29 protein-coding genes and 1 pseudogene are annotated in these 23100 nt (G+C 41.7%); 20 read left to right on the top strand and 10 right to left on the bottom strand.

What is annotated here, in order from left to right; all coding sequences use genetic code 11:
* Positions 1 to 519: 519 nt before the first annotated feature.
* The 4 genes from AC30SF_RS05660 to AC30SF_RS05645 all read right to left on the bottom strand — a co-directional run bounded on the left by AC30SF_RS05660 (position 520) and on the right by AC30SF_RS05645 (position 2234).
* Positions 520 to 1500 (bottom strand): hypothetical protein, encoded by a 981-nt coding sequence (locus tag AC30SF_RS05660; RefSeq protein WP_489607843.1) that lies wholly within the window; start codon positions 1498 to 1500, stop codon positions 520 to 522.
* A 9-nt stretch (positions 1501 to 1509) separates the two neighbouring features.
* On the bottom strand, positions 1510 to 1809 hold the full coding sequence (locus tag AC30SF_RS05655; RefSeq protein ID WP_489607842.1) for an IclR family transcriptional regulator: 300 nt from the start codon (positions 1807 to 1809) through the stop codon (positions 1510 to 1512).
* Entirely contained in the window at positions 1806 to 1958 is a 153-nt protein-coding gene (locus AC30SF_RS05650) for a hypothetical protein (protein ID WP_489607841.1), read from the bottom strand. The genes AC30SF_RS05655 and AC30SF_RS05650 overlap by 4 nt, the downstream gene beginning before the upstream one ends.
* 84 nt (positions 1959 to 2042) lie before the next feature.
* The gene (locus AC30SF_RS05645) at positions 2043 to 2234 is read right to left on the bottom strand and encodes a DNA-binding protein (protein WP_489607840.1); all 192 of its coding nucleotides are present in this window, start codon (positions 2232 to 2234) and stop codon (positions 2043 to 2045) included.
* Positions 2235 to 2344: 110 nt separating this feature from the next.
* Here AC30SF_RS05645 and AC30SF_RS05640 point away from each other — a divergent pair, with 110 nt between their 5' ends.
* From AC30SF_RS05640 to AC30SF_RS05570, 15 genes and pseudogenes are all read left to right on the top strand, one after another.
* A complete protein-coding gene (locus tag AC30SF_RS05640; protein ID WP_489607839.1) occupies positions 2345 to 2854 on the top strand; it encodes a helix-turn-helix domain-containing protein in 510 nt (169 codons plus the stop codon).
* Positions 2855 to 3247 carry a hypothetical protein gene (locus AC30SF_RS05635; RefSeq protein ID WP_489607838.1) on the top strand — a complete coding sequence of 131 codons (393 nt, stop codon included), beginning with the start codon at positions 2855 to 2857 and terminating at the stop codon, positions 3245 to 3247. It begins immediately after the preceding gene.
* A 21-nt stretch (positions 3248 to 3268) separates the two neighbouring features.
* Positions 3269 to 3490: an excalibur calcium-binding domain-containing protein gene (locus AC30SF_RS05630; RefSeq protein ID WP_489607837.1), complete on the top strand. Its 222-nt coding sequence runs from the start codon at positions 3269 to 3271 to the stop codon at positions 3488 to 3490.
* A gap of 21 nt (positions 3491 to 3511) precedes the next feature.
* On the top strand, positions 3512 to 4639 hold the full coding sequence (locus AC30SF_RS05625) for a nucleoid-associated protein (RefSeq protein ID WP_489607836.1): 1128 nt from the start codon (positions 3512 to 3514) through the stop codon (positions 4637 to 4639).
* A complete protein-coding gene (locus AC30SF_RS05620; protein ID WP_489607835.1) occupies positions 4636 to 5793 on the top strand; it encodes a hypothetical protein in 1158 nt (385 codons plus the stop codon). The genes AC30SF_RS05625 and AC30SF_RS05620 overlap by 4 nt, the downstream gene beginning before the upstream one ends.
* Before the next feature lie 77 nt (positions 5794 to 5870).
* A pseudogene (locus AC30SF_RS05615) lies at positions 5871 to 6408 on the top strand (N-acetylmuramoyl-L-alanine amidase).
* 204 nt (positions 6409 to 6612) lie between these two features.
* Positions 6613 to 6837: a DUF2644 domain-containing protein gene (locus AC30SF_RS05610; RefSeq protein WP_489607834.1), complete on the top strand. Its 225-nt coding sequence runs from the start codon at positions 6613 to 6615 to the stop codon at positions 6835 to 6837.
* Entirely contained in the window at positions 6837 to 7019 is a 183-nt protein-coding gene (locus tag AC30SF_RS05605; protein ID WP_489607833.1) for a DUF2681 domain-containing protein, read from the top strand. The genes AC30SF_RS05610 and AC30SF_RS05605 overlap by 1 nt, the downstream gene beginning before the upstream one ends.
* Before the next feature lie 65 nt (positions 7020 to 7084).
* Positions 7085 to 7219 (top strand): hypothetical protein, encoded by a 135-nt coding sequence (locus AC30SF_RS05600; protein WP_489607832.1) that lies wholly within the window; start codon positions 7085 to 7087, stop codon positions 7217 to 7219.
* Positions 7209 to 7517: a hypothetical protein gene (locus AC30SF_RS05595; protein WP_489607831.1), complete on the top strand. Its 309-nt coding sequence runs from the start codon at positions 7209 to 7211 to the stop codon at positions 7515 to 7517. Before AC30SF_RS05600 ends, AC30SF_RS05595 begins: the two co-directional genes overlap by 11 nt.
* Positions 7514 to 7816 (top strand): hypothetical protein, encoded by a 303-nt coding sequence (locus AC30SF_RS05590; RefSeq protein WP_489607830.1) that lies wholly within the window; start codon positions 7514 to 7516, stop codon positions 7814 to 7816. Before AC30SF_RS05595 ends, AC30SF_RS05590 begins: the two co-directional genes overlap by 4 nt.
* Positions 7817 to 8019: 203 nt before the next feature.
* Positions 8020 to 8163, top strand: coding sequence for a Mor transcription activator family protein (locus tag AC30SF_RS05585; RefSeq protein ID WP_489607829.1), 144 nt, complete (start codon positions 8020 to 8022; stop codon positions 8161 to 8163).
* A gap of 124 nt (positions 8164 to 8287) precedes the next feature.
* The gene (locus AC30SF_RS05580) at positions 8288 to 8671 is read left to right on the top strand and encodes a type II toxin-antitoxin system RelE/ParE family toxin (protein ID WP_489607828.1); all 384 of its coding nucleotides are present in this window, start codon (positions 8288 to 8290) and stop codon (positions 8669 to 8671) included.
* The gene (locus AC30SF_RS05575) at positions 8655 to 8957 is read left to right on the top strand and encodes a helix-turn-helix domain-containing protein (RefSeq protein ID WP_005651224.1); all 303 of its coding nucleotides are present in this window, start codon (positions 8655 to 8657) and stop codon (positions 8955 to 8957) included. The genes AC30SF_RS05580 and AC30SF_RS05575 overlap by 17 nt, the downstream gene beginning before the upstream one ends.
* Positions 8958 to 9843: 886 nt before the next feature.
* Complete coding sequence (locus tag AC30SF_RS05570; RefSeq protein WP_489607827.1) at positions 9844 to 10422, top strand: NAD(P)H-dependent oxidoreductase; 579 nt, start codon at positions 9844 to 9846, stop codon at positions 10420 to 10422.
* A 121-nt stretch (positions 10423 to 10543) separates the two neighbouring features.
* Here the strand turns inward: AC30SF_RS05570 and guaA are convergent, their stop codons facing one another.
* The 3 genes from guaA to dacB form a co-directional block, all read right to left on the bottom strand.
* Entirely contained in the window at positions 10544 to 12103 is a 1560-nt protein-coding gene (guaA, locus tag AC30SF_RS05565; protein ID WP_489607826.1) for a glutamine-hydrolyzing GMP synthase, read from the bottom strand.
* Positions 12104 to 12111: 8 nt separating this feature from the next.
* Positions 12112 to 12816 carry an NYN domain-containing protein gene (locus AC30SF_RS05560; protein ID WP_489607825.1) on the bottom strand — a complete coding sequence of 235 codons (705 nt, stop codon included), beginning with the start codon at positions 12814 to 12816 and terminating at the stop codon, positions 12112 to 12114.
* 209 nt (positions 12817 to 13025) lie between these two features.
* Positions 13026 to 14468, bottom strand: coding sequence for a serine-type D-Ala-D-Ala carboxypeptidase (gene dacB / locus AC30SF_RS05555; RefSeq protein ID WP_489607824.1), 1443 nt, complete (start codon positions 14466 to 14468; stop codon positions 13026 to 13028).
* A 152-nt stretch (positions 14469 to 14620) separates the two neighbouring features.
* Here dacB and greA point away from each other — a divergent pair, with 152 nt between their 5' ends.
* The 5 genes from greA to AC30SF_RS05530 all read left to right on the top strand — a co-directional run bounded on the left by greA (position 14621) and on the right by AC30SF_RS05530 (position 18831).
* Positions 14621 to 15097 carry a transcription elongation factor GreA gene (gene greA / locus AC30SF_RS05550; protein WP_209362153.1) on the top strand — a complete coding sequence of 159 codons (477 nt, stop codon included), beginning with the start codon at positions 14621 to 14623 and terminating at the stop codon, positions 15095 to 15097.
* A gap of 156 nt (positions 15098 to 15253) precedes the next feature.
* Complete coding sequence (prfA, locus tag AC30SF_RS05545; RefSeq protein ID WP_489607823.1) at positions 15254 to 16336, top strand: peptide chain release factor 1; 1083 nt, start codon at positions 15254 to 15256, stop codon at positions 16334 to 16336.
* A gap of 44 nt (positions 16337 to 16380) precedes the next feature.
* A complete protein-coding gene (gene prmC / locus AC30SF_RS05540) occupies positions 16381 to 17280 on the top strand; it encodes a peptide chain release factor N(5)-glutamine methyltransferase (protein ID WP_489607822.1) in 900 nt (299 codons plus the stop codon).
* A 9-nt stretch (positions 17281 to 17289) separates the two neighbouring features.
* The gene (kdsA, locus tag AC30SF_RS05535) at positions 17290 to 18144 is read left to right on the top strand and encodes a 3-deoxy-8-phosphooctulonate synthase (protein WP_489607821.1); all 855 of its coding nucleotides are present in this window, start codon (positions 17290 to 17292) and stop codon (positions 18142 to 18144) included.
* Between the two features lie 174 nt (positions 18145 to 18318).
* The gene (locus AC30SF_RS05530; RefSeq protein WP_314116907.1) at positions 18319 to 18831 is read left to right on the top strand and encodes an NlpC/P60 family protein; all 513 of its coding nucleotides are present in this window, start codon (positions 18319 to 18321) and stop codon (positions 18829 to 18831) included.
* Between the two features lie 852 nt (positions 18832 to 19683).
* On the opposite strand, the gene AC30SF_RS05525 is transcribed toward AC30SF_RS05530, so the two are convergent.
* The 3 genes from AC30SF_RS05525 to uvrC form a co-directional block, all read right to left on the bottom strand.
* A complete protein-coding gene (locus AC30SF_RS05525) occupies positions 19684 to 20574 on the bottom strand; it encodes a TIGR01777 family oxidoreductase (protein ID WP_489607820.1) in 891 nt (296 codons plus the stop codon).
* A 6-nt stretch (positions 20575 to 20580) separates the two neighbouring features.
* A complete protein-coding gene (argR, locus tag AC30SF_RS05520; RefSeq protein ID WP_489607819.1) occupies positions 20581 to 21054 on the bottom strand; it encodes a transcriptional regulator ArgR in 474 nt (157 codons plus the stop codon).
* Positions 21055 to 21139: 85 nt separating this feature from the next.
* Entirely contained in the window at positions 21140 to 22969 is a 1830-nt protein-coding gene (gene uvrC / locus AC30SF_RS05515) for an excinuclease ABC subunit UvrC (RefSeq protein ID WP_489608310.1), read from the bottom strand.
* Positions 22970 to 23100: the final 131 nt, after the last annotated feature.

Below are 23100 nucleotides of genomic sequence, written 5' to 3'. Positions count from 1 at the left end.
AACTCACCAAATTCATTAAACGCATAAAAACACCCACCAAAACCACCGCACTTTTCAAACTAAATTAGTTTATTAACGTCTTTTATTCGTGCTGATGCCGCGCGCAATAAATCTATCTCATTTGACGCAATAAATGTACATATATTGAAACGCAATTACAAAAAAGAGAGTGTTATGAAACTCTCTCTTTTTAGATGTAACGCTACGTGAAATTTAATGACTTAATCTGAGTAATTATCTCTCGAATTTGTACACCATATTGTCCTCGTACTTATTATTGTGATTAATGCTCACATCAACCGCCGCTCTCTGCTAAACTCCTTTTTTAAAGTTGGTTTCATTAAAAAGTGCGGTGGATTTTTGCGGCGGTTGCTAGTCCGACCCGGCTCTAGTGGTAATGTCACTAAATGTGAGCGCACAGCCTTCTTCAATAATTTTTTCCTTCTCGCCAAAGCCTGCTTTCTCCACACGCTCGGCATATTGGGCGAGAACGCTCGGTAATCTTGCCATTGCATTTTCTTAACCCACCACTTCCGCATCTTGAATGTGAGCATCACGCTCAATCTCGTCCAAAATGCTCGTTACACTTTCATCTAACTTGCCGTCAGGCTGATAATCTTCTCGCGCCCACTCAGGTAAGGCTTCGCCGCTTGGTGTATCATCCAACCCGAAGCGTTCTTTGAGTTCCGACAAAATCAACTGATATTCGGTAAGCACACCACTCATAAACTGCTTGTGGTCAATGCCTGTGGCTTCCGTGTGAGCGGTTAAGGCTTCAAAGGGTGTCCACACCTGCCCGCGTAGCACTGCTTCCGCTTTGTAAGAAATCTCAGCCGCTTCTTCACGTAATACACCACCGCGTTGTTCAGGCGTTTGGGTTTCAATCGCTTTGGTTTTCTTTGCCAGTTCCAAATCTAAATGGTTAATTCGCTCATTTGGGGTGGCAATCATTTTCGCCTGCGCTTCATAATCGTCCGACTTGCGTTTGAGTTGGGCTTGTAAGGCTTCTTTTTCCTTCGCGTGTTGGGCGGTCAAGTCTTCGATTTTCTCAATCAATTCTTCCTTATCGGTGGTGTCTGAATAATCCGCGTCCACAATTTCCGCTCGTGCCTCTTCGGGCAGTTGGCGAAGTTTTTGCATTTCGCGGTAGCCTAAGCCGAGGCGTTGGCTGGTTTCTAGGAAGTCTTCGCCGAGTGATGATAGGTTTCTCAGATTTTCATCAACGTGCTTGTGGGATAAATTACAAGCTCCACAAAATTCTTCCCAAGTGGTTACCGTAAGCAGTGAACTATCTCCACCGACATAGCTTAAATCATTGTATTTCTTAGAGTTCTTGATTTCACTTAGTACCTTTAAATTGCTTACCGTAAGCAATTTTTCCATAAATCCAAATGCTTTAATCATCCCCATCGCTTGGTGGGCTTCCGCCAAATTCTGTGTCATCGCTTGGCTTGCCATTACCACCGCATCTTGTTGTTCACTTAATCTTAAGTCTGTCATCGCTTACTCCTAAAAACCGCCTGTTGCTACATGGTGGCGCATTTCATTAAATCGCTCATTCACTGCCTGCATATCCTGTTCATAACACACCGCAAGGTTCAGCAGGGCAAAACTGAGCGTCCAGTTGCCGGTGGGCAATTTGCGCAAAAAGCCTTCGCTTTCTAAAATCGCCCTAGCGCGGGTGATATTCACCGGTGTTTCATCAATCACTTCGCACAAATCCTTATTGCTTAAGCCGTCCATCGTTCGCCCTTTTAGGGCTTTTAAAATCTGCAACGCACGCTGCGTGCCGTTAATTTTTTCTTTCATTGTAAAAATCCTTTCTCTTTCAACCGTGCCACTGCTTCGGGGTTGCGCATAAAAGCAGGCGTGGATAAATCAATTTGGGTAATTGGGTCAATTACTTTGTAACCTTGTTTTCTGAGTAGGTAACTCATTAGTCTGTTTAACAGTTTCATCTTGTTCTCCTATTATTTTCTAAAATAAAGAGCGGTTAGATTTTTCGCTGTTTTTTCCAAATTGTTAAAGGGTGGGTTGCGTGTTTAAGCCACCGCTTTTAAGCCGAGTTTCACGGCGATTTCATGGGATTTGCCACGCTTACCTTTAATCCGATCATCTAAAATGACATACACAAATAGAGGGTCATAACCGTGTGCTTCCGTCCATTGTTTGATAGTGATCACTTGGCTAACAAGCTCATCTTTCACCTGTTGTGCAGTTTTAATCGCATTCATTTAAATCTCCTTGTTAGTGGTTGCTATATGATATAATTACATCAGTAGTATATTTTAAAATCTACATTTATAGAATAATTCTATATTTGAAGAATTGCAAGAGGGGGTTTATGGATTCTTTCAAAGAAAAGCTGCTTCGCTTAAAAAACGAGCTAAATTTAGAAGATGATAAAGATGTGGCTGAGATACTTGGGTTGGGAGTAAAGGCATTTAGTGCAAGAAAAACTAGAAATAGCTTCCCTGAAAAAGAACTCTTTGCTCTAATGGCAAAACGTCCTGATCTGAACCTTGATATAGATTACATTTTGCTTGGGTATCGCCATGAAACCTATGAAGCCATTGCGCAGGAAATGTTGAAAGATATGCCATCGTTGGACGAACCTCGCTTTGACCCTGAACGCCCAATGGAAAATTTAATGCCCGCCGAAAATCTCTTGTTGCAGTATTTCCGCACCGCTGATAAGGAAGGCAAAGAAACGATTTTGAATGTTGCCAAAATGGCGGCGAAGGCTAACACAACACAAGGCAATTCCGCTACAAAAATGCACATAGGCAATGTTGAACAACAAAACAACATCGAACACCTTGAAGGTGGTATTCATTTTAAGAAAGGGAAATAAATGGATTTTAAAATTGACAATGTTGAGCAGCTTAACAACATCAATGAAGCCCACTTCCATCAGCCAGAAAAAGAAATTGATAAAAAAAGCCCGCATATTGTGATTTGCCCGCAATGCGGTGGCGAAAGCTACCGTTTCAATGAATACTGCTACAACGGCAAATGCACCTTTGGGATTAAGCAGTATTTCAATGAGCAAGAACAGATTGCAGAGCAACGTGAGCGAGAAAAACAAAAAGGCTTTTGCTCTTTAATTGGCTTAGTAGGTTTTGTATTAAGTATTGTGATTAGCTATATCGGTTCACAATACTTTCATTCGCCCGAAATGACATGGTTCTTTTTCGGCGGTCTGCTATGGCTTTTCATGTGGCTAAAAACAGCAGAACAACAGTAATTTATTATTAAGGAAACCAAAATGAAAAAATCCCTCAAATATGCCGCTTTCGCCCTACTAGGCGTGGCGGCTGCCGTATTTGCTAAAGAACAATTCCAATGCGAAGGCAAACGCACCTGTAAAGATATGGATAGCTGTGAAGAAGCCCATTTCTATCTCACTCAATGCAGTGTTAGTAGCCTAGACCGAGACAAAGACGGCGTGCCTTGTGAAAGTATTTGTGGTGGGAAGAAAAAGAAATAATTGAGGAACTGAGGAATTAAAATGACAACTGAACAACAAACAGTACAACCAGTAACACCTGCATTCACTATTCACGCAGGCATTATTCATCAAATTCAAAAGACGCAACATAAAAAGAATGCACAGCTAATTAAACGTCTACAATTACATACTAACAATGCTCCTCTAAAGCATTTTGTAGAATATGCAGAAGATGTGTTAAATAGATATGGAAGTAATCGTTCAGTAAGTGGAGGTTTTACTACAAAAGATACGTTATCAAAAGACTTAGTTGCCCATCAATTTGCATTACAACCAACAACAGATTATTTAGTATTAAGTCAAGATATTGTAACTAGCCTATATAACATTATCCAAAAAAATTCAGCCACAACAGGTGAGCATATTCCGATGATCTTTTATCGTGATGATAACAAAGATAAAGAGTATTTGCTGTTGTCTTTGGTTAGTCTAAATCAATCAATTAATATTGATAAAGGCGAATTTGTTGATACCACAATGATTGATAAAGATGCATTAAAGGTTGGTATTCGTATTGATTTAAAAGCAATGAAATACCACTTTAATCATCAAACAGAAGCTATAGCTGAACCTTATATTCAATGGATTGAACGTAAAAAGAATAAGTTGCCAGACTATATTCAAAATTTTATTCCCGTAAGTGAAAGAATCAATGATAAAGTGGCAACAACCCAATTTATCAATGCATTTAAACGCTTTAGTGAGCAGACTTTTGAGAATGAAGATGTCCGCTTTGAGATTCAGAAAAAAGTCTATGACTATCTAGACGAGTGCCATAAACAAGGTAAGTCTGTTCATATTGAAGATGATATAGATCCTATTATTGAAGCTGAAATGAAAGCGAAAGGATTAGAAGACAAACCAACATTTAGTGATTATCGCACCTCAGAACAAATTCAGTTAGACTCTAGCTTTTCGCCGAATAAAGAAGTTGTAAATAATTCAAAAACATTTAAATTTTCTAGTAAAACAAGCGAGTTATCTATCCGTGGTCGTAGCAAAGATTTAGGCAGAAGAGTTAAATTGGTTAGCGAAAGTAATAAAAAATATATTAAAATAGAACTTGATAAAGATGATTATGACCGCTTTAAAGAGCAATATCCTAACGCAGAAGAAACTGAACAATGACATTATTAACTGATTTTTTTACACGAGTTACATCGCTAGAGTGTCGAGAATCATCGACACTCGTTGGCATCTGTGTAATAAAAAATCAAGATGATCTTGAATTATGCCAAGCATTACGAGATGCAGATTATGAAATTGTGTTTGAAGGTGGGTTACAAGAAGGAGAACGGCATTTCACCTATTCGCCTTCAACTACTGAAGGATATGCCAGTTATGATGATTTTTTTACCAATAGCCCTTGGATTACGGCTGAGCCTAGATTGGATAGGATTTTGTGGCATCAATGGGCAAAAAGTCAAAATGATGAAATCAATTACATTGATGAAAATAATATTTTAACTACTGTGCATTTAGCATTAAAGCTAAAGGATATTTTTTATTCTCATCAAAATATAGTCGTATTTTTTAGTAAGAACTCATCAGAATTGTCATTAATTCCACATAAAATCGAAGATTTTATCCAATTATTGCGCTCATTTAACCAGGAACAACGTGATGCGATTGATGAGCTATGCCGTTGGTTTGGGAATAATACAGAAAGTGAGCATTTTCATTCTAAGAAAAGTGCGTTTTCAACAGCATTGACTGCTTTTCTTATAGACAAAGAAGGACGAGTGCAACACGATATTTGTGATTTATTAGCGGATATCGTAAAGATTAAAGTGGAAGCAATAGCACAACACGACCTGTATTTAACAGATTTTTCTTTTGGTAAGTTCGTCAAAAAAATTGAAGAAAATACGTTTAAATTTACAGCCAGAATTAATGATGCACTAGGGAAATCAGTAACGCAAGTCTTGGGGATCCCTGTTGCAACAGCTGTCTTTAATTTAGCAAAAATAGATTTGCATTGGGGAAGTGCAATTTCTTTAATTGTTTATACGTTGCTATGTGCCTTAGTGCTTTTTACTCAACAATCTAATCTTTTTCATATTGAAAAAGAATTTGAAGTATTTGAAAAAGAACTACCACCACAGTTAAAAAACAATGTCTGGAAAACTAATAAAGAGACTATATCATCCCAATTCAAGAATCAAAAAAGGTTAACGATATTTTTATGGTTAATTATTCTCTGTGCATTCTGGTACGCTTCATTCTTGATTGGCTATCTAGCAGCTAAAACTGATTGGTCTTTTTTTTCTAAATTGCTTTAAAAGCCCAAAACCCTTATCACATCTAAACTCCTATTAACTTTTAAACTAATTTATAAAAAGTTAATAGGAGTTTTTTTATGTCTTTCCCTATCAACAAAATCGTGATCCATTGCTCTGCTACCCAAAACGGCAAGCAACTCTGCACCGCTCCCCAAACCGCAACGCATTGACGACTGGCATAAGCAACGTGATTTTCAGCGTTTGGCTGGCTACTACAAGCAATTCAATCCGCACTTACAACATATTGGTTACCACTTCGTGATTGACACCGACGGTACCGTTGAAGCGGGTCGCAAAGAAGGCGAAACGGGCACACACGTCAAAGTACATAATTTAAATAGCCTTGGCATCTGCTTGGTCGGTGGGATTACCAAAGACAAACGCAATCACGGCGAATATACCGAAGCTCAATGGAAAGCTCTGCACCGTTTACTGCGTGAGCTTGAAGCCAAATATCCCAGCGCTCGTATTTGTGGACATCGTGATTTGAGCCCAGACCTAAACGGCGACGGCGCAATCACGCCAAACGAATGGATTAAGGACTGCCTGTGCTTTGATGTGTGGAGCTGGCTAGATAGCGAAGAAGTCGTGAATGTTAAGCATTTATTTAAATAAATCTCCCCTAACCCCTCTTTACAAAAGAGGGGAACTATAAAACGGAAAAAAAACAGCCCCCCTCTTTAGAAAAGAGGGGCTGGGGGGAGATTTGAAGAATACGGAGAACAAAATGAAAAAACTAAGCAACAACGCCAAAATTAGCCGTGCAATCAATAAAGGTCGCACGATTGCCCAATGGTTCTACTTACGCTGGAGTTACTAATGGCGCTCAAAGAATTGATTACCAATGACAACGGTCGCCTTTCTACCACCGCCTTTATCCAATTTCTCGGGGCGTTATTGATGGCTGGCATTTTGATTTATGCCGTGTGGCTTGACTGTGCTTATGTGGGCGAATTATTCACTACGTTTGCTATTTTCTGTGCTGGCGGTGCAGCCACGAAAGGCTTTGCCAATGCGTTAAATAATCGGGGGCGTGAAGAATAATGGCTTACTTAATTTTAGGTGGGGTTGCGGTGGTTTTGGTCAGCGGTGCTATTGCCTGTTACAAAATTCGCAAGGCGAGTCAGGAAATCGACTGCTTGTTTAAGCAAAACGAGCAACTACAACAGGAAAAAGCGGTGGCTCAAACCCAAGTGAAACATTTTGAAACGAGAAAAAAGAATTAAGAAAACAACCGCACTTCTGATCGCAATGGGCTTATTAAACCGCCTGCAACAACAAGGCGATCTCCGTGATTAACTCCAGCTGTGCAGTCTTTGGTGTGATTAAGGCAAGCCGTCAAGACACCACCGAAACCTTACGCCAAATTGCGGTGCATAACGCGACTTATCGGGAGATTTGCAAGGAGACAAACAATGACCATTAACGTGGAATTTTGGCACTTGGTGGGGTTGTTGCTTTCATTCTTAGGTTACTGTTTTGGCTTTGCCAAGATTTTAGTATTGCAGTTCCAAAACTCACTGTCGGAACGCCACCAAAACCAGCTCAAAGTAAACGACAAAGTGGAAGAATTGGAAAAGCAATTCAACCAAATGCAGTCGTTCTTGCCGCTTGTTTATGTGTTGCGAGATGACTACATTCGCGGGCAAACGGTGCTGGAAGCCAAAATGGATGCCCTACATAAAACCTTAAGTGATTTATACAAAATGGAGAGTGCAAAATGATGGAAAAAGCCCGCCGCGAAGGTATGCGTTGGCACTTGCTCAACGTATTACACAAAGCAATGCCTTACACCACCAGCGAGCAGTTTTTACTTGATGTGATGCGTGGCATTTACCCAAACGTCACCGCCCTCGAAGTCCGTCAGCAGTTGGAATACCTTGCCGACCGCAAACTGGTGGAAATCGACAAACAACCGCACGGCGTGTGGTTTGCCGATATTAACCGTCTAGGCGTGGACATTGTGGAATACACCATAGACTGCCAAGCAGGGATTGCCCGCCCTGAAAAGTATTGGGCGTAAGGGCAGCCTTGAGCGAACAAGAGAGGAAAAAAGAGTATGGCTCCCCGTTCAAGTATAGATAAATTGCCCGAAGATGTCCGCCGCTGGCTGGAACGCGCTTTAACCGAGAACGGTTTTTCAGGTTATGTCGAGCTAAGCGAAGAATATGCCGGGCAAGTTATATGCTTTCCTAAAGATTACAGATATAAGATTGCCCAGCGGACTTGGATATTTATAACAGTTTTAACGGTCGAAATTGGGGCGAACTTGGGCGTTGTTATAATCGGACTGAGAATGCTTTGAGGAAGATTGTTAAGCGTGTGCAGGATAGGATAATTAAAGAGAAACAACCGGACATGTTTATATAAGATAACGGCTCTACTGCTCTAATTTTGTAGAGCCTTTTTATTTAGCAAATCGTTAAATTATCTATTGCTTCTGTATTTTATATAGATTAAAATCTATATGAATAATAAGAAAGGTAATAGCTATATGAAACAAGAATGGGAAGTAATTTTACAAGACCCACTTTTGAATTGGTTAAAAACGCTGGCAGAAGATGACGTATTAAAAATCTATGCAGGGTTGGAATTGTTATCAACAGAAGGTCCACAATTAAGCAGACCTTATGCGGATACGCTGCAAAGCTCTAAATATACTAATTTAAAAGAATTGCGAGTACAGTCTAAATTATCGGTATTCCGTTTATTTTATATTTTCGATCCTGTCAGACAAGCGATTGTTTTGTGTGGCGGAGATAAGAAAGGCAAGAAAGAAAAGCTCTTTTACAAAGAGATGATTGCCCTAGCGGAACAAACCTATGATGATTACCTTTCTGAATTAACTAAGGAGCAAGAAAATGAGCGTGAAATTTAAAGATCTGATGAATAATCTTCCAGCTGAAAAGCAAGCGAAAGTGAAAGCTATGGCAGACGATATGCGAATGGAGTTACAACTTTACCGTATTCGTGAAGAATTAGAGCTTTCACAAAAGCAAATGGCAGAAGCATTAAGTATTTCTCAGCCGTCAGTTGTTGCCCTTGAAAAACGTGGCAATGACATTAAATTATCATCAGTTAAACGTTACATTGAAGCAATGGGTGGTGTGTTAAATTTATCGGTTGAATTACCCACAGGAAAAACAGTTACTTTCAACTTATAGAAGATGGTAAGTATGTTGCGTGATTTCATTCAATTTACAGCAAAATGCTTTTTTATACTGCTTATTGCATTAGGAACATTATTCCTTTTATTTGCAGTTGATTTTACTTATATTCTCGCTTTTTTTGGGGGTGTTTGCTGTATTTTTTGTTATTCGCTTAGTTATAGTAATCAATCAAACAAATAAATAAACATTATGATGATTTAGCCCAAATAGCACGAGAAAAAGAACGTGTAAAATATGTCATCATAAAATAAATCATCAATTCAAGAAAGCTCGCAAAATGCGAGCTTTTTATTATAGCCAGCCAAAGTCTGGCTATAAAAACTATACGCTATGCGTATGGAGCCAAATAGCTTAAGCGATGAACAGAAAAAATCCTCGCTATATAATGAACAAGGCTGACAACCAAAATTCAACATATAGGAGGATTATTTACCCCTCGTAGCGTGCAACTTGTTGCACGAATGATTAAAACATTAACCTCGATGCGTAATTCATGATTTTGTGCGTAGCGTGTATCTTGATGCACGAAAATATAATTCACCCAATTCATTAAAAGCATAAAAAACGCTCACCAAAACCACCTCACTTTTTAAGCCAAATTGTTTCATTAACGCCTTTTATTCGTGCTAAGTATCTGTAGTACGAAAATATAACCTACCAAATTTATTAAACGCATAAAAATACTCACCAAAACCACTGCACTTTTTGTGAATAATCCTTTTATTCATGCTTATTATTCGTGCAATGCGTTGGATGCAGTGATAGTTTGATGTCATGTGTTTATGGCAAGCGTATTCTGTGATTTTGTGCTTTTTAAATACAAAGTAAAAGGGCATAATAGCGTTCCTTTTTAGACATCATTTGTATTTTAGGAGGAAAAATGAAAATTTTGTTATTAGACGGTGGAAAAGATTTTGGTCATTCCCATGGCAAGTTGAATCATACGCTTCAACAAAAGGCGAAAGAGGTATTGACTGCGCTGGGGCATCATGTCAAAGAAACGGTGATGGATGCCGGGTATGATATTGAAACGGAAGTTGAAAAATTTGTCTGGATGGATGCCGTGATTTGGCAGATGCCCGGTTGGTGGATGCATGAGCCATGGACAGTGAAAAAATATATCGATGAAGTATTGACCAGTGGACATGGCAAACTCTATCAAAGTGACGGTCGCCATCGTGTCAACCCAACTGAGGGCTATGGCACAGGAGGCTTGTTACAGGGCAAAAAACATATGCTTTCGCTCACTTGGAATGCACCACTTGAAGCATTTACTCGCGAAGGCGATTTTTTCGAAGGCAAAGGTGTAGATGCGCTATATATGCATTTCCATAAACTCAATGAATTCCTTGGTATGAGTCGCTTGCCGACATTTTTATGTACTGATGTGATTAAAAATCCACAGGTGGAAAAATATTTGGCAGACTACCAAACTCACTTGGAAAACGTGTTCGGTTAATGATTTCTTGTGGCAGATCATTGTTGTCTGTCTTTTGTTCGATGAGAGAATCTCTCTCAATAAAAAAAGTAACCCTGATTTCTCAGGGTTACAAGCTGTTTAAATTTGAAAATGCAGGTTTTTACTCCCACTCAATCGTTGCTGGTGGCTTGCCGCTAATGTCGTACACAACGCGGGAAATGCCGTTCACTTCGTTGATGATACGGTTGGAGACTTTGCCGAGTAAATCATAAGGCAGGTGTACCCAATGTGCGGTCATAAAATCGATTGTTTCTACGGCGCGCAAGGAAATTACCCAGTCATATTTACGTCCATCACCCATCACGCCGACAGATTTCACCGGCAGGAACACACTGAAGGCTTGGCTGGTTTTTTCATACCAACCGCTGTTGCGTAATTCTTCGATAAAGATAGCATCGGCACGGCGTAATAAGTCGCAGTATTCTTTTTTCACTTCGCCTAATACACGCACGCCTAAACCTGGGCCTGGGAATGGGTGGCGGTTGATCATTTCAGCCGGTAAGCCTAAAGCTAGACCGATTTTACGCACTTCATCTTTGAATAATTCACGTAACGGTTCGACTAAACCGAGTTTCATATAATCCGGCAAGCCGCCTACGTTGTGGTGGGATTTGATGACGTGGGCTTTGCCGGTTTTGCTGGCGGCAGATTCGATTACGTCAGGGTAAATGGTGCCTTGTGCCAACCATTTGACGTTGGTAAGTTTTTTCGACTCATCATCAAAAACATCTACGAACACTTTACCGATAATTTTACGTTTCGCTTCCGGATCTGATACGCCGGCAAGTTCGCCTAAGAAACGACTTTCTGCATCGACACGTGTGATATTTAAGCCGAATTTATTGCCGAACATTTCCATGACTTGATCGCCTTCGTTTAAACGCAATAAACCGTTATCGACAAACACGCAATGTAAGTTTTTACCGATGGCGCGATGTAATAATAACGCAACTACAGAGGAATCCACGCCGCCGGATAAGCCTAAAATGACTTCGTCATCGCCTACTTGCTCTTTAATGCGGGCAACGGCGTCTTCAATGATGTTTTCGGCAGTCCATTTGGTTTCGCAACCGCAAATGTTCACCACGAAATTGGTTAATAATTCCAAGCCTTTTTTAGTGTGGGTGACTTCCGGGTGGAATTGCACGCCGTAGAAATGACGGCTTTCATCAGACATTGCGGCAATCGGGCAAGTTGGTGTTGTGCCGGTCACTTGGAAGTTTTGTGGCAAGCGGGTGACTTTATCGCCATGGCTCATCCACACATCCAATTTGTTATCGCCGTCATTGAGATCGGCGAAAAGTGCGGTGGCATTTTCCATTAAAACGGAAGCATAACCAAACTCGCGGTGATCAGAGGTTTCGGTTAAACCGCCAAGTTGCATTGCCATGGTTTGCATGCCGTAGCAAATGCCCAGTACCGGCACACCCGCGTTAAAAACATATTCCGGGGCACGTGGGCTGTTTTCTTCCGTGGTGCTTTCCGGGCCACCAGAAAGAATAATCCCGGTTGGGTTGAAATCATGGATTTGTTGTTCAGTCACATCCCACGCCCAAAGTTCGCAATAAACACCGATTTCACGCACACGACGGGCGATAAGTTGGGTGTATTGGGAACCAAAGTCGAGGATGAGGATTTTATGATTGTGGATGTTGGTCATGGTTATTCCTATTCTTTAGATTTTATTGAAATTGTTTGTCCATCTTTATGGTAGTGTAATTCGTACCCATTTAGGCTTTTACAAAATGCTCTAAAATTAGAGTAACCATAAGAACGATAATCAAACTCTGAATCAATTTTACGTAATGCTTCAGAGAATTTTGATAAAAGAGCCATCCCATTATCATCATTTTCAGCCATTTCAAATGCATTTTTAATTTGAGCATAATCAACAGCCAAATGGGTTTTTTGAGCATTATTTACTTTTGTTTTAGAATCTGTTGCAACTAGATTTTCTTCTCTAGTAAATTTAGTGCAAGCTTTTTTAAATGCCTCAGGTGTATGTTCTTTACCTACCCCAATGATATCCAGTCCTTCTTCTCTAATTCTATGGGCTAATCCCGTATAATCACTGTCACTAGAAACAATACAAAATGAATCGACAGTTTTAAAATGGAGGAGATCCATTGCATCAATAATTAATGCGGTATCACTTGAGCCTTTCCCTTTGGTATAAGCAAATTTCTGAATAGGTCTAATTGCATAAGAATTTAGCTGATCTTTCCATTTTTTATTTTTTTCATTTGTCCAATCTGCATAAATTCGTTTTACAGTGATTATTCCATATTTTCCAATTTCGTTAATAATTTGCTCAATGGCTGAACTGTTTGCATTTTCAGCATCAATGAGTAAAGCAATTTTAGTCTTTTGCATATATTCCTTACACGGATAGGTTCAAAGTGTTATTTGTTAAAAATTACAATAAAGCGTCAAACTAATCTCATAGTTATGTTATAGAAATTGCCCCACATTCTACCATTTCCCCCCTCTAACGTAAACGATTGCGATAATTTCACCGCACCAAATACGGTGATAAGTGCGGTGGATTTTTGCGGTGTTTTTCTTGCTTCGATTTGGCAACATCAATCTTGATATAAGGCGTTATACAGGCTGCTTTCAAATTGTACCAAAGGGGCGCGTTTGGTTTTGCTTTCAAGATCGCCAGTGGAGTAGCCGTTGATAAATTGAACGAAGGCGATTTTTTCACCGCGCGCGTTGGTGAGATAACCTGCCAGATTATAAACACCTTTCAGTGCGCCGGTTTTGGCGATGACGTTTTTGACTAATGGCGGATTGATTAAAGAGCCACGTCCGCTTAATGTGCCGTCCACCCCCGCAACAGGGAAGCTGTCTAATAGATGCAACGTTTCTTCGTTTTTCGCAATGTAATCTAACACCTGTAACATCGTTTGTGGTGCGATGAGGTTGTGACGGGATAAGCCTGAACCGTCGGCGATAATGCTGTTACCGAATTTAATGCCTACTTGAGATAACACGCTTTTCATAGCTAATGTACCTAGCTGGAAAGACGCCGGGCGTTTGTATTGCTGATAGGCAATCGTGCGGAATAAGGCATCGGCGATTTGGTTGTCGGATTTTTTCATCATTTTTTTGATGAGATCTGGCAACGGCTTGGAGAAATGTTGTGCTAATACTTGCCCTTGTTGTTGGCGATAGGGTTGTTGTACTTGTCCGTTAAATTCAATGTTAAGACGTTTGAGCTGACGTTGAATAATTGCGGCGGCAAAGGCATTAGGATCTTGCACGGCAAAACTTAACCCGAAAGGTTTGGTTTGGCGCGCTAAACAGCCTTTTACTTGATAGCGATTGTTGTCATGTACCAAGGCATCTAACTGACAATAAGGTGCTTCGTCTTTGTCCGCCACATAAACTTGCCCGAACACTTGGATGGGATATTGTGACGGCACGTTAAATTTCACTGATTCGCCTGGCGATTGGTTGGCGTCAATATCTACATAAAAGCAGTTATTATCAATGTTTACCGCCGCCGGTGGGGCATTAAAACACATGGTTAAATCGTTCCAAATCCAGCCTGAACCGCGATCATGGCTGGTGAATACGGAGGTATCCAAAATGAGATTGCCGGTGATTTTATTGATATTTTGCTTTTTCAGTTCTGATAATAAATTAAAAAGTTGTCCACTGGTTAAATCGGGATCACCGGTGAAACGCACGATTAAATCGCCGTTTAATTGTCCGTTTTGAATGTCTCCGTTGGTTAAAAGTGCGGTCTGAAATTGAAAAGAATCGCCAAGGGCGAGTTTTGCGGCTAACGCGGTGAAGACTTTTTGTGTACTGGCCGGCAACATGAAGGTTTGCCCGTGATAATCAGCGACAATTTTATCTTGGTGCAGGTTTTTAGCGATAAATGCCAGATTGGCGCCTTCGGGCAAGTTGCTGAGATAGGGGTTTAAATCAACATTGGCGAAGCTGTGTACGGAGGCGGTTAAGGTAAGAAATAAAAGGGTTTTTGAGAAGATCCGACGTGGTGAAAACTTATACATAATTCAGAGTTGTGGTTGCTATTTTTTGTAAGACGAACAATAATAGTACGCGAACAGACGAGAGTAAAGTTTTCTCGCAACATGATTAATTGATACTGGGGGATCATGACGATCCCACAGTTTTTCTTTATCTAAATTAAGGAAAGTCTTATATGCAACAAATTCCCATGACGGTTCGAGGTGCAGAACTTTTACGCAAAGAGCTGGAATATTTAAAGAACGAACGCCGCCCGGAAATCATCAAAGCCATTGCAGAAGCGCGCGAACACGGCGACTTAAAAGAAAATGCAGAATACCATGCCGCCCGTGAGCAACAAGGCTTCTGCGAAGGTCGCATTCAGGAAATTGAAGGCAAGCTTGCGAATTGCCAAATTATTGATGTCACAAAAATGCCGAATAACGGCAAAGTGATTTTTGGTGCGACGGTAGTTTTAGTCAACACCAACACGGATGAGGAAGTCACTTACCGCATTGTGGGGGATGATGAAGCGGATATTAAAAATGGCTTGATTTCTGTCAATTCACCGATTGCGCGAGGATTGGTTGGCAAAGAAGTGGATGATGTGGTGAATATCACGACACCGGGTGGCGTGGTTGAATTTGAAATTATTGACGTAGAGTATGTGTAAAGTCGTCTAAATTCAGGCTTAAAATCCGTTTGGGAAGGCGCGCATGTTCATTAGTAGCGCCTTTCTTTATATGTAAAGTTCAACAACCTGCCGATTCTGTGCTAGAATGCCCCGATTTTTTTATTTCCCTGTCCATTTTCCTTCGAAGGTTAAAGAATGAAACCCTCTATTATCAATAAATTAGATAGCTTAAAAGAACGTTATGAAGAGCTTGAAGCGTTGCTTGGTGATGCTTCTGTCATTAGTGATCAAGATAAATTCAGAGCCTATTCCAAAGAATATTCGCAACTTGAAGACGTGGTGAAAAGTTTTAATCGTTGGAATCAGCTCAATGCCAATTTAGAAGAAGCACAGCTCCTGCTTGACGATCCGGAAATGAAAGAAATGGCACAAATGGAGATTGAAGAATCCAAAGCCGAATTGGAACAAGTTGAGCAGCATTTACACATTCTCTTATTACCGAAAGATCCGAACGACGAATATAACTGCTACCTTGAGATCCGCGCTGGTACCGGGGGCGATGAAGCCGGGATTTTCGCCGGCGATCTTTTCCGTATGTATAGCCGTTATGCGGAAACCAAACGCTGGCGTATTGAAGTGCTGAGTGAAAACGAAAGCGAGCAGGGCGGATTTAAAGAAATTATTGCGCTTGTGAGCGGCGATGGTGCCTATGGCCAATTAAAATTTGAATCAGGCGGCCACCGTGTACAACGTGTACCAAAAACCGAGTCACAAGGGCGTATTCATACCTCGGCGTGTACTGTTGCGGTGATGCCGGAATTGCCAGAATCGGAAATGCCGGAAATTAACCCGTCAGATTTGCGTATTGACACCTATCGTGCCTCCGGTGCGGGTGGTCAGCACATCAATAAAACCGATTCCGCCGTGCGTATTACCCATATTCCAACCGGAATGGTGGTGGAATGTCAGGATGAGCGTTCACAACATAAAAATAAAGCCAAAGCCTTGTCCGTGCTGGCTTCCCGTTTAGTACAACAAGAACAGGAAAAATTGGCGCAAGAGCAAGCGGATACCCGTCGTAACCTTTTGGGTTCCGGTGACCGTTCTGACAAGATTCGTACCTACAATTACCCACAAGGGCGTGTGACGGATCACCGCATTAACCTGACGATTTATCGTTTAGATGAAGTGATGAACGGTAAAATTGATGACTTGATTCAGCCGATTATCACCGAATATCAAGCGGATCAGTTGGCGGCATTGTCCGAGCAGAATTAACGAGAGAACGAGCTTAACGGCTCGTTCATTTTATTTGAACAAACATGAACTACCAACAATGGCTGCAACACGCCGCGCAAGCGTTAAATCAAGCAAATCCCGCTGAAAATGGTAAAACCGATGCACAAGTGTTATTGCAATTTGTAACACAAAAATCGCGTGCATTTATTTTGGCTTTTGGCGAGACGCAGCTGGATGAAAAAACACAAGAAAAACTGACCGCACTTTTATCCCGCCGTTTGCAAGGTGAGCCCATCGCTTATCTTCTCGGTGAAAAAGAATTTTGGTCGTTGCCGTTAAATGTGTCGGCAGGCACGCTGATTCCGCGTCCGGATACCGAAATTTTGGTGGAAAAAGCCGTGGCGATTGCCACAGAGGCGTTACAAAAGTGCGGTCAATATTCCCAACGTTTTCGTATTTTAGATTTGGGTACCGGCACGGGCGCGATTGCCTTGGCGTTAGCCTCTGAACTGAAACCCATTGCGCAAAAACAGCACATTCAACCGGAAATTATCGGCGTGGATATCATGCCGAATGTGGTGGCGTTGGCGACATCCAATGCGGAAAAAAATCAGTTAGACGTCAGTTTTTTACAAAGCCATTGGTTTGACAAGGTGACAGGCACATTTGATTTGATTGTGAGTAATCCGCCTTATATTGATGCAAAGGATGAACATTTAACCCAAGGCGATGTACGCTTTGAGCCTTTGTCGGCATTAGTGGCGGAAGAAGAAGGCTATGCGGACTTACGTCATATTATCGCCAATGCGCCGAAATTTATGCGAACAGGCGGTTATTTGTTGGTGGAACACGGTTGGCAACAAGGGGAAAAAGTGCGGTCAATTTTCCAAGAGAATTTTTGGACATCGATTGAAACTTTACGGGATTACGGAAATAATGAGCGCGTAACCTTAGGTTGTTGGGCTCAAATTGAAAATAAATAAGGAAGACATATGCAAAATAAATGCATTCAATTAGGCGATATTCAAATTGCCAACGATAAACCCTTTGTCTTATTTGGCGGCATGAATGTGCTCGAAAGCCGCGATATGGCAATGCAAGTGTGTGAAAAATATGTGGAAGTAACGCAAAAATTAGGCGTGCCTTATGTGTTTAAAGCTTCTTTTGATAAGGCGAACCGTTCTTCCATTCATTCTTATCGCGGCCCGGGCATGGAACAGGGATTGAAAATTTTTGCTGAGTTAAAGCAAACATTCGGTGTAAAAATCATTACGGATGTACATGAAATTTACCAATGCCAACCGGTTGCCGAGGTGGCGGATATTATTCAGTTACCGGCATTTCTTGCTCGACAAACAGATTTAGTCGAAGCGATGGCGCGTACCGGTGCGATCATTAATGTGAAAAAACCGCAATTTTTAAGTCCGGGACAAATGGGCAATATCGTGGAAAAAATCGCTGAATGCGGCAACGATAAAGTGATTTTGTGTGATCGTGGCACGAATTTCGGCTATGACAATTTAATTGTTGATATGTTGGGTTTCAGCGTGATGAAAAATGTCTCTCAAGGTTGCCCGGTGATTTTTGATGTGACCCATTCATTGCAATGTCGTGACCCGTTCGGTGCAGCATCGGGTGGTCGTCGTGCGCAAGTCACCGAACTTGCCCGTGCCGGTTTAGCGGTTGGCTTGGCAGGCCTATTCCTAGAGGCTCATCCGGAACCGAGAAAAGCCAAATGCGATGGCCCGTCAGCGTTACCGTTAGATAAATTGGAAGCCTTTGTTTCACAAATGAAAGCGGTGGATGATTTGGTGAAATCCTTCCCTGAATTAGACACTTCTAACTAGTCTCTTCAATATTCAATATATCGTGCATAAAATTCTTTTTATGCGCGATATAGACGATAAAACATGAATTTTATGAAATTAAATTGCGCTTCTTCTGGATTTTTTCTTTATTTTACGCTAGGATCACCAAGAATTTTTATGTATAAATAACTTTTAAAATAACGACGATTACCTATGTTTAAGAAATTTTTTATTCTTCTTCCGCTATTTGTATTAACGGCTTGTTCTACGACATCTGAAAAGTCAACAGCCTCGGCACAAGATGAAGCTCAATTAAATCAACTCATTAGCACCACGCTAAAAACCAATAAACCACGTCAATATTCTGAGATTACCGATAAACGACTTGCGAAAATCTACCAAGAATGGGCAGGTACTCGTTATCGTTTAGGCGGGCTAACCAAAGGTGGCATCGACTGTTCCGGTTTTATGCAAACAACCTTTCTCAAAGCCTACGGTTTAGCATTACCACGTTCCACTGCGGAACAACGCCATGTTGGCAAGCAAATTCAGAAGCATGAATTAAAAGTAGGCGATTTGGTCTTCTTCCGTAAAAATAATCATGTAGGGGTGTATATTGGTAATAATCGATTTATGCATTCCAGCACGAGCCGTGGTGTGATTATTGAGTCCCTAGATGATAGCTACTGGGCAAAAACATACACGCAATCTCGTCGCGTTCTTTAATTTGGAGATAACATCAACAGCCGCTTTAATCATAAGCGGCTGTTTTTTTATGGAGAGCAATAAAGTGCGGTACGAAATACATTCATTTTTTACCGCACTTTTGCTGATAGAGTCTACGTATTCTGACGAAAAATAGGATAATGTCCACAGTGCGACCATAAATATCCATCATGACGTTTGAAGCAACGCTTAAATCAGGTCAGTGCGTAGCGTGCAACTTGTTGCACGAATGATTAACCTCAATGCGTCATTCATGATTTCATACGTAGCGTGCATCTTGATGCACGAATGATTAACCTCAATGCGTCATTCGCGATTTCATGCGTAGCGTGCAACTTGTTGCACGAATGATTAACCTCAATGCGTCATTCATGATTTCATACGTAGCGTGCATCTTGATGCACGAATGATTAACCTCAATGCGTCATTCGCGATTTCATGCGTAGCGTGCAACTTGTTGCACGAATGATTAAACCTCGATGCGTCATTTGCGATTTCATGCGTAAGGTGCAACTTGTTGCACGAATGATTAACCTCGATACGTCATTCATGATTTCATCGTACAACTTGTTGCACGAAGGATTTAACCTCGATGCGTAATTCATGATTTCGTGCGTAGCGTGCAACTTGTGTTGCACGAATGATTTACCTCGATGCGTCATTCGCGATTTCATGCGTAGCGTGCATCTTGATGCACGACCAAACCACACACGGAACGTTATTTACCACTTTCGGGCATTCACGATTTCGTGCCACAAGTTGCACGCTACAATAGGATCTGCGTCTTTGGACGAAATGGGATAATTTTCACTGGACGACCATAAACCTCCACCATGACGTTTGAAGCAACGCTTAAATCAGGTCAGGCAAATAAGATGACAATGTCGGATAGCGGAATTGAAAGCCTTGCGCAAGTAAATGTTGAGGCTGAATATGCTGGCTGTCCAGTAATAGCGAGGCGCGTTCCCCAAGAAGACATTTCAACATCGATGCCGGTGCGGCAAAGGGCTGTTGAGGACGTTTGATCGCACGTCCTAGCATAGCGTGAAAGTCTTTTTGACGAATGGCGTGTGGCGCAACGAGATTAAATACGCCTTGGCAAGTATCCTGTTCGAGTAAAAATAACATCGCGTTTACCATATCCTCAAGGGCGATCCATGCCCAATATTGCTGCCCGGAACCCAGTTTCGCACCGAGACAACAAGAATAGAGTGGCCGCATTTTAGCCAACGCCCCACCTTGTTTGCCGAGAACCATGCCGGTTCGCATAATACAAACGCGCGTGCGAGCCTGTAATGCCGCGGCTTCCCAAGCTTGGCATAATTCACCAATAAAGTTTGTTGCCGGTGCGCTTCCCTCATGTAAAACCTGCTCTTGACCATCGCCATAATAACCGGTCGCGGAACCGGAGATAAAACAAGGTGGTGTCGTACTGCGATTAATTAACTCCGCCAGTTGTTGCGTTAAAGCAACGCGACTGTCTTTTAGACGGCATTTTTGTTCATCTGTCCAACTACGGTGAAAAATCGGTTCACCGGCAAGATTAATGACTGCATCAAACTGATCTAAGTGTTGAAAATAATCTAGCGTATTAATGTATTCGATATTGGGAGAATCGGGGAGTTTAGCCTGCGCGGCTGAGATATCGCGCACAAATGCGGTGAGGTGATGATTTCGCGCTAAAAGTTGTGGCACGAGGGCTGTGCCAATAAAGCCGGTTGCGCCGGTAATAAGAATTCTCATAAGCGTCTAAATGGATTCATTGGAATGATCAAATAATGCCTGTATTTTGGCAAATAATCGCTGAATATCGGTATTGCGGGTTGGGGTGACAAAAATGGTATCGTCCCCGGCAATATTGCCTAAAATGCCTTCGGCTTTGCTGATCGAATCCAGTAAACGAGCAATGAGTTGCGCTGCACCGGGACTGGTATGAATCACAATCAGCATATTGTTATGATCAATATCCAACACCAGCTCTTTCAGTGAACTGGCGGCTTGTGGCACGGTGAGATCAGTGGGAAGGCAATACACCATTTCCATGCGAGTATTACGCGTGCGTACCGCTCCGACTTTGGTGAGCATTCGGGAGACTTTCGATTGATTAATCGAATGAAATCCGAGTTTTTGCAATTCAGTCACAATTTCGCTCTGCGAGCCGAATTTTTCTTGACGCAATAAGTCTTTAAACGCCTGTAGAAGCGTGTTAGGTTTGTTAAGCATACGAATTCCAGCAAGATAAATATAAACGGATTTTGCATAAAAATTGTCTTTTTAGCAAATTATTCTTTATTTTGCATGGCAAGTCTTAATGCTGCAACGTCTCAAAAATCTTTTCTGCCAACGCTTTTGAAATGCCGGGGACGGAGGCGATTTCATCGAGAGTAGCATTTTTAACGCCTTGTAATCCGCCAAGGTATTTGAGAAGAGCTTGGCGACGTTTAGCGCCTACGCCTTCGATGCTTTCTAATCCGCTTTGGGTGAAATGTTGTTGGCGTTTTTTACGGTGTCCGCTGATAGCGTGATTGTGGCTTTCATCGCGGATATGTTGGATTAAATGGAGCGCGAGGCTGTCTGAGGGCAAATGCAATTCTTTATCCCATTTGCTTAAAATCAGGGTTTCCAAGCCGGCACGACGATCAACCCCTTTGGCAACGCCAATTAAGTGCGGTCGGTTTTTATTCCATTTTACTTTGAGATTTTCAAACACGTGTAACGCACGGTTGAGTTGTCCCTTGCCGCCGTCAATAAAAATAATGTCGGGGATTTTGTCTTCTTCCAAATCTTTGTCGTAGCGTTTTAACAGAGCCTGTTCCATAGCGGCGTAGTCATCGCCTTTGGTGATGCCGCTGATGTTGAAACGACGGTAATCGGATTTTAGCGGTCCGTCTTGATTGAACACCACGCAGGACGCGATGGTTTGTTCGCCCATGGTGTGGCTGATATCAAAGCATTCCATGCGTTTGATGGCATCGATGCCGAGTAATTCTTGCAGGGCAGCATAGCGATCATGTTGCAAGGTAGATTGTTTTAACTTGGTCACTAATGCGGCTTTGGCATTCATTTGTGCGAGTTGCAGGTATTTGCTTTTATCGCCTTTGGCATGATCTTGAATGGTAACTTTTCGCCCTGCTTGGTCGCTTAACAAGGTTTCCAAATCGGCTTTTTCTTCCAGTTTTTGATCCACAATAATAGTGTTCGGAATGGTTCTGCCTTGGTGTGCCTGTAAATAAAATTGCCCAACAAAGGTTTCCGTGAGTTCTGCCAGATTGGTATTGCTTGGTACTTTCGGAAAGTAACTACGATTCCCCAAAATTTTCCCCTGACGAATAAACAACACTTGCACGCAAGCCACACCCAGTTGGTAGGCGATGGCGATAATATCAATGTCATCATGGCGGTCGTTAGCGACAAATTGTTTTTCAATCACCGCGCGCACCGCCTGAATTTGATCACGAATCCGTGCCGCCTCTTCAAAATTTAGTTGCTGACTTGCCTGTTCCATTTGTTTGACCAAATGATCCAACACTTGTTGATCTTTGCCTTGTAAGAACAAGCGGGCAAAATTTACCTGCTGCGCATAGGCTTCGTCTGTCACATAACCTTTTACGCAAGGGGCGAGACAACGCCCGATTTGATATTGCAAACAAGGGCGCGAGCGGTTGTTATACACGGAGTTTTCACATTGTCGAATAGGGAACAGCTTTTGCAACAAAGACAAGGTTTCACGCACCGCGCCGGCGTTTGGGTAAGGGCCGAAATATTCCCCTTGGATTTTTTTCGCGCCGCGATAAGACGTAATACGAGGATGCGTTTCTTTGGTTAATAAAATATACGGATAGGATTTATCATCCCGTAGTAACACGTTATAACGCGGCTGATAGGTTTTAATGTAATTGTGCTCAAGCAGGAGTGCTTCTGTTTCCGAGGTGGTAATTGTGGTTTCAATATGATGAATTGACGCCACCAATGCTTCGGTTTTTTTGCTGTTTAACTGCTTACGAAAATAACTGGATAAGCGTTTTTTCAGATCTTTCGCCTTGCCCACATAAATCACTGTGTTGCTATCGTCATACATACGATAAACGCCCGGTAAGTGCGGTACGTTAGCGAGGAATTTTTTGGCATCGAAAGTGATATCTGGCACTGGAAAGATCTCTTTGGATAGCGCACGCTTCCTAGCGTGTGCTTGTCATTATGTTTATCGATTTTCGGCACGCGTTAGGAAACGCGCGCCAGCGGTTATTGGGCAGAATTATAAATTGCTTC

The sequence above is a fragment of the Aggregatibacter valvarum genome, assembly GCF_980468985.1.
Note: the sequence above shows the minus strand (reverse complement) of the source record. Positions and strands in the feature narration are given on the sequence as shown.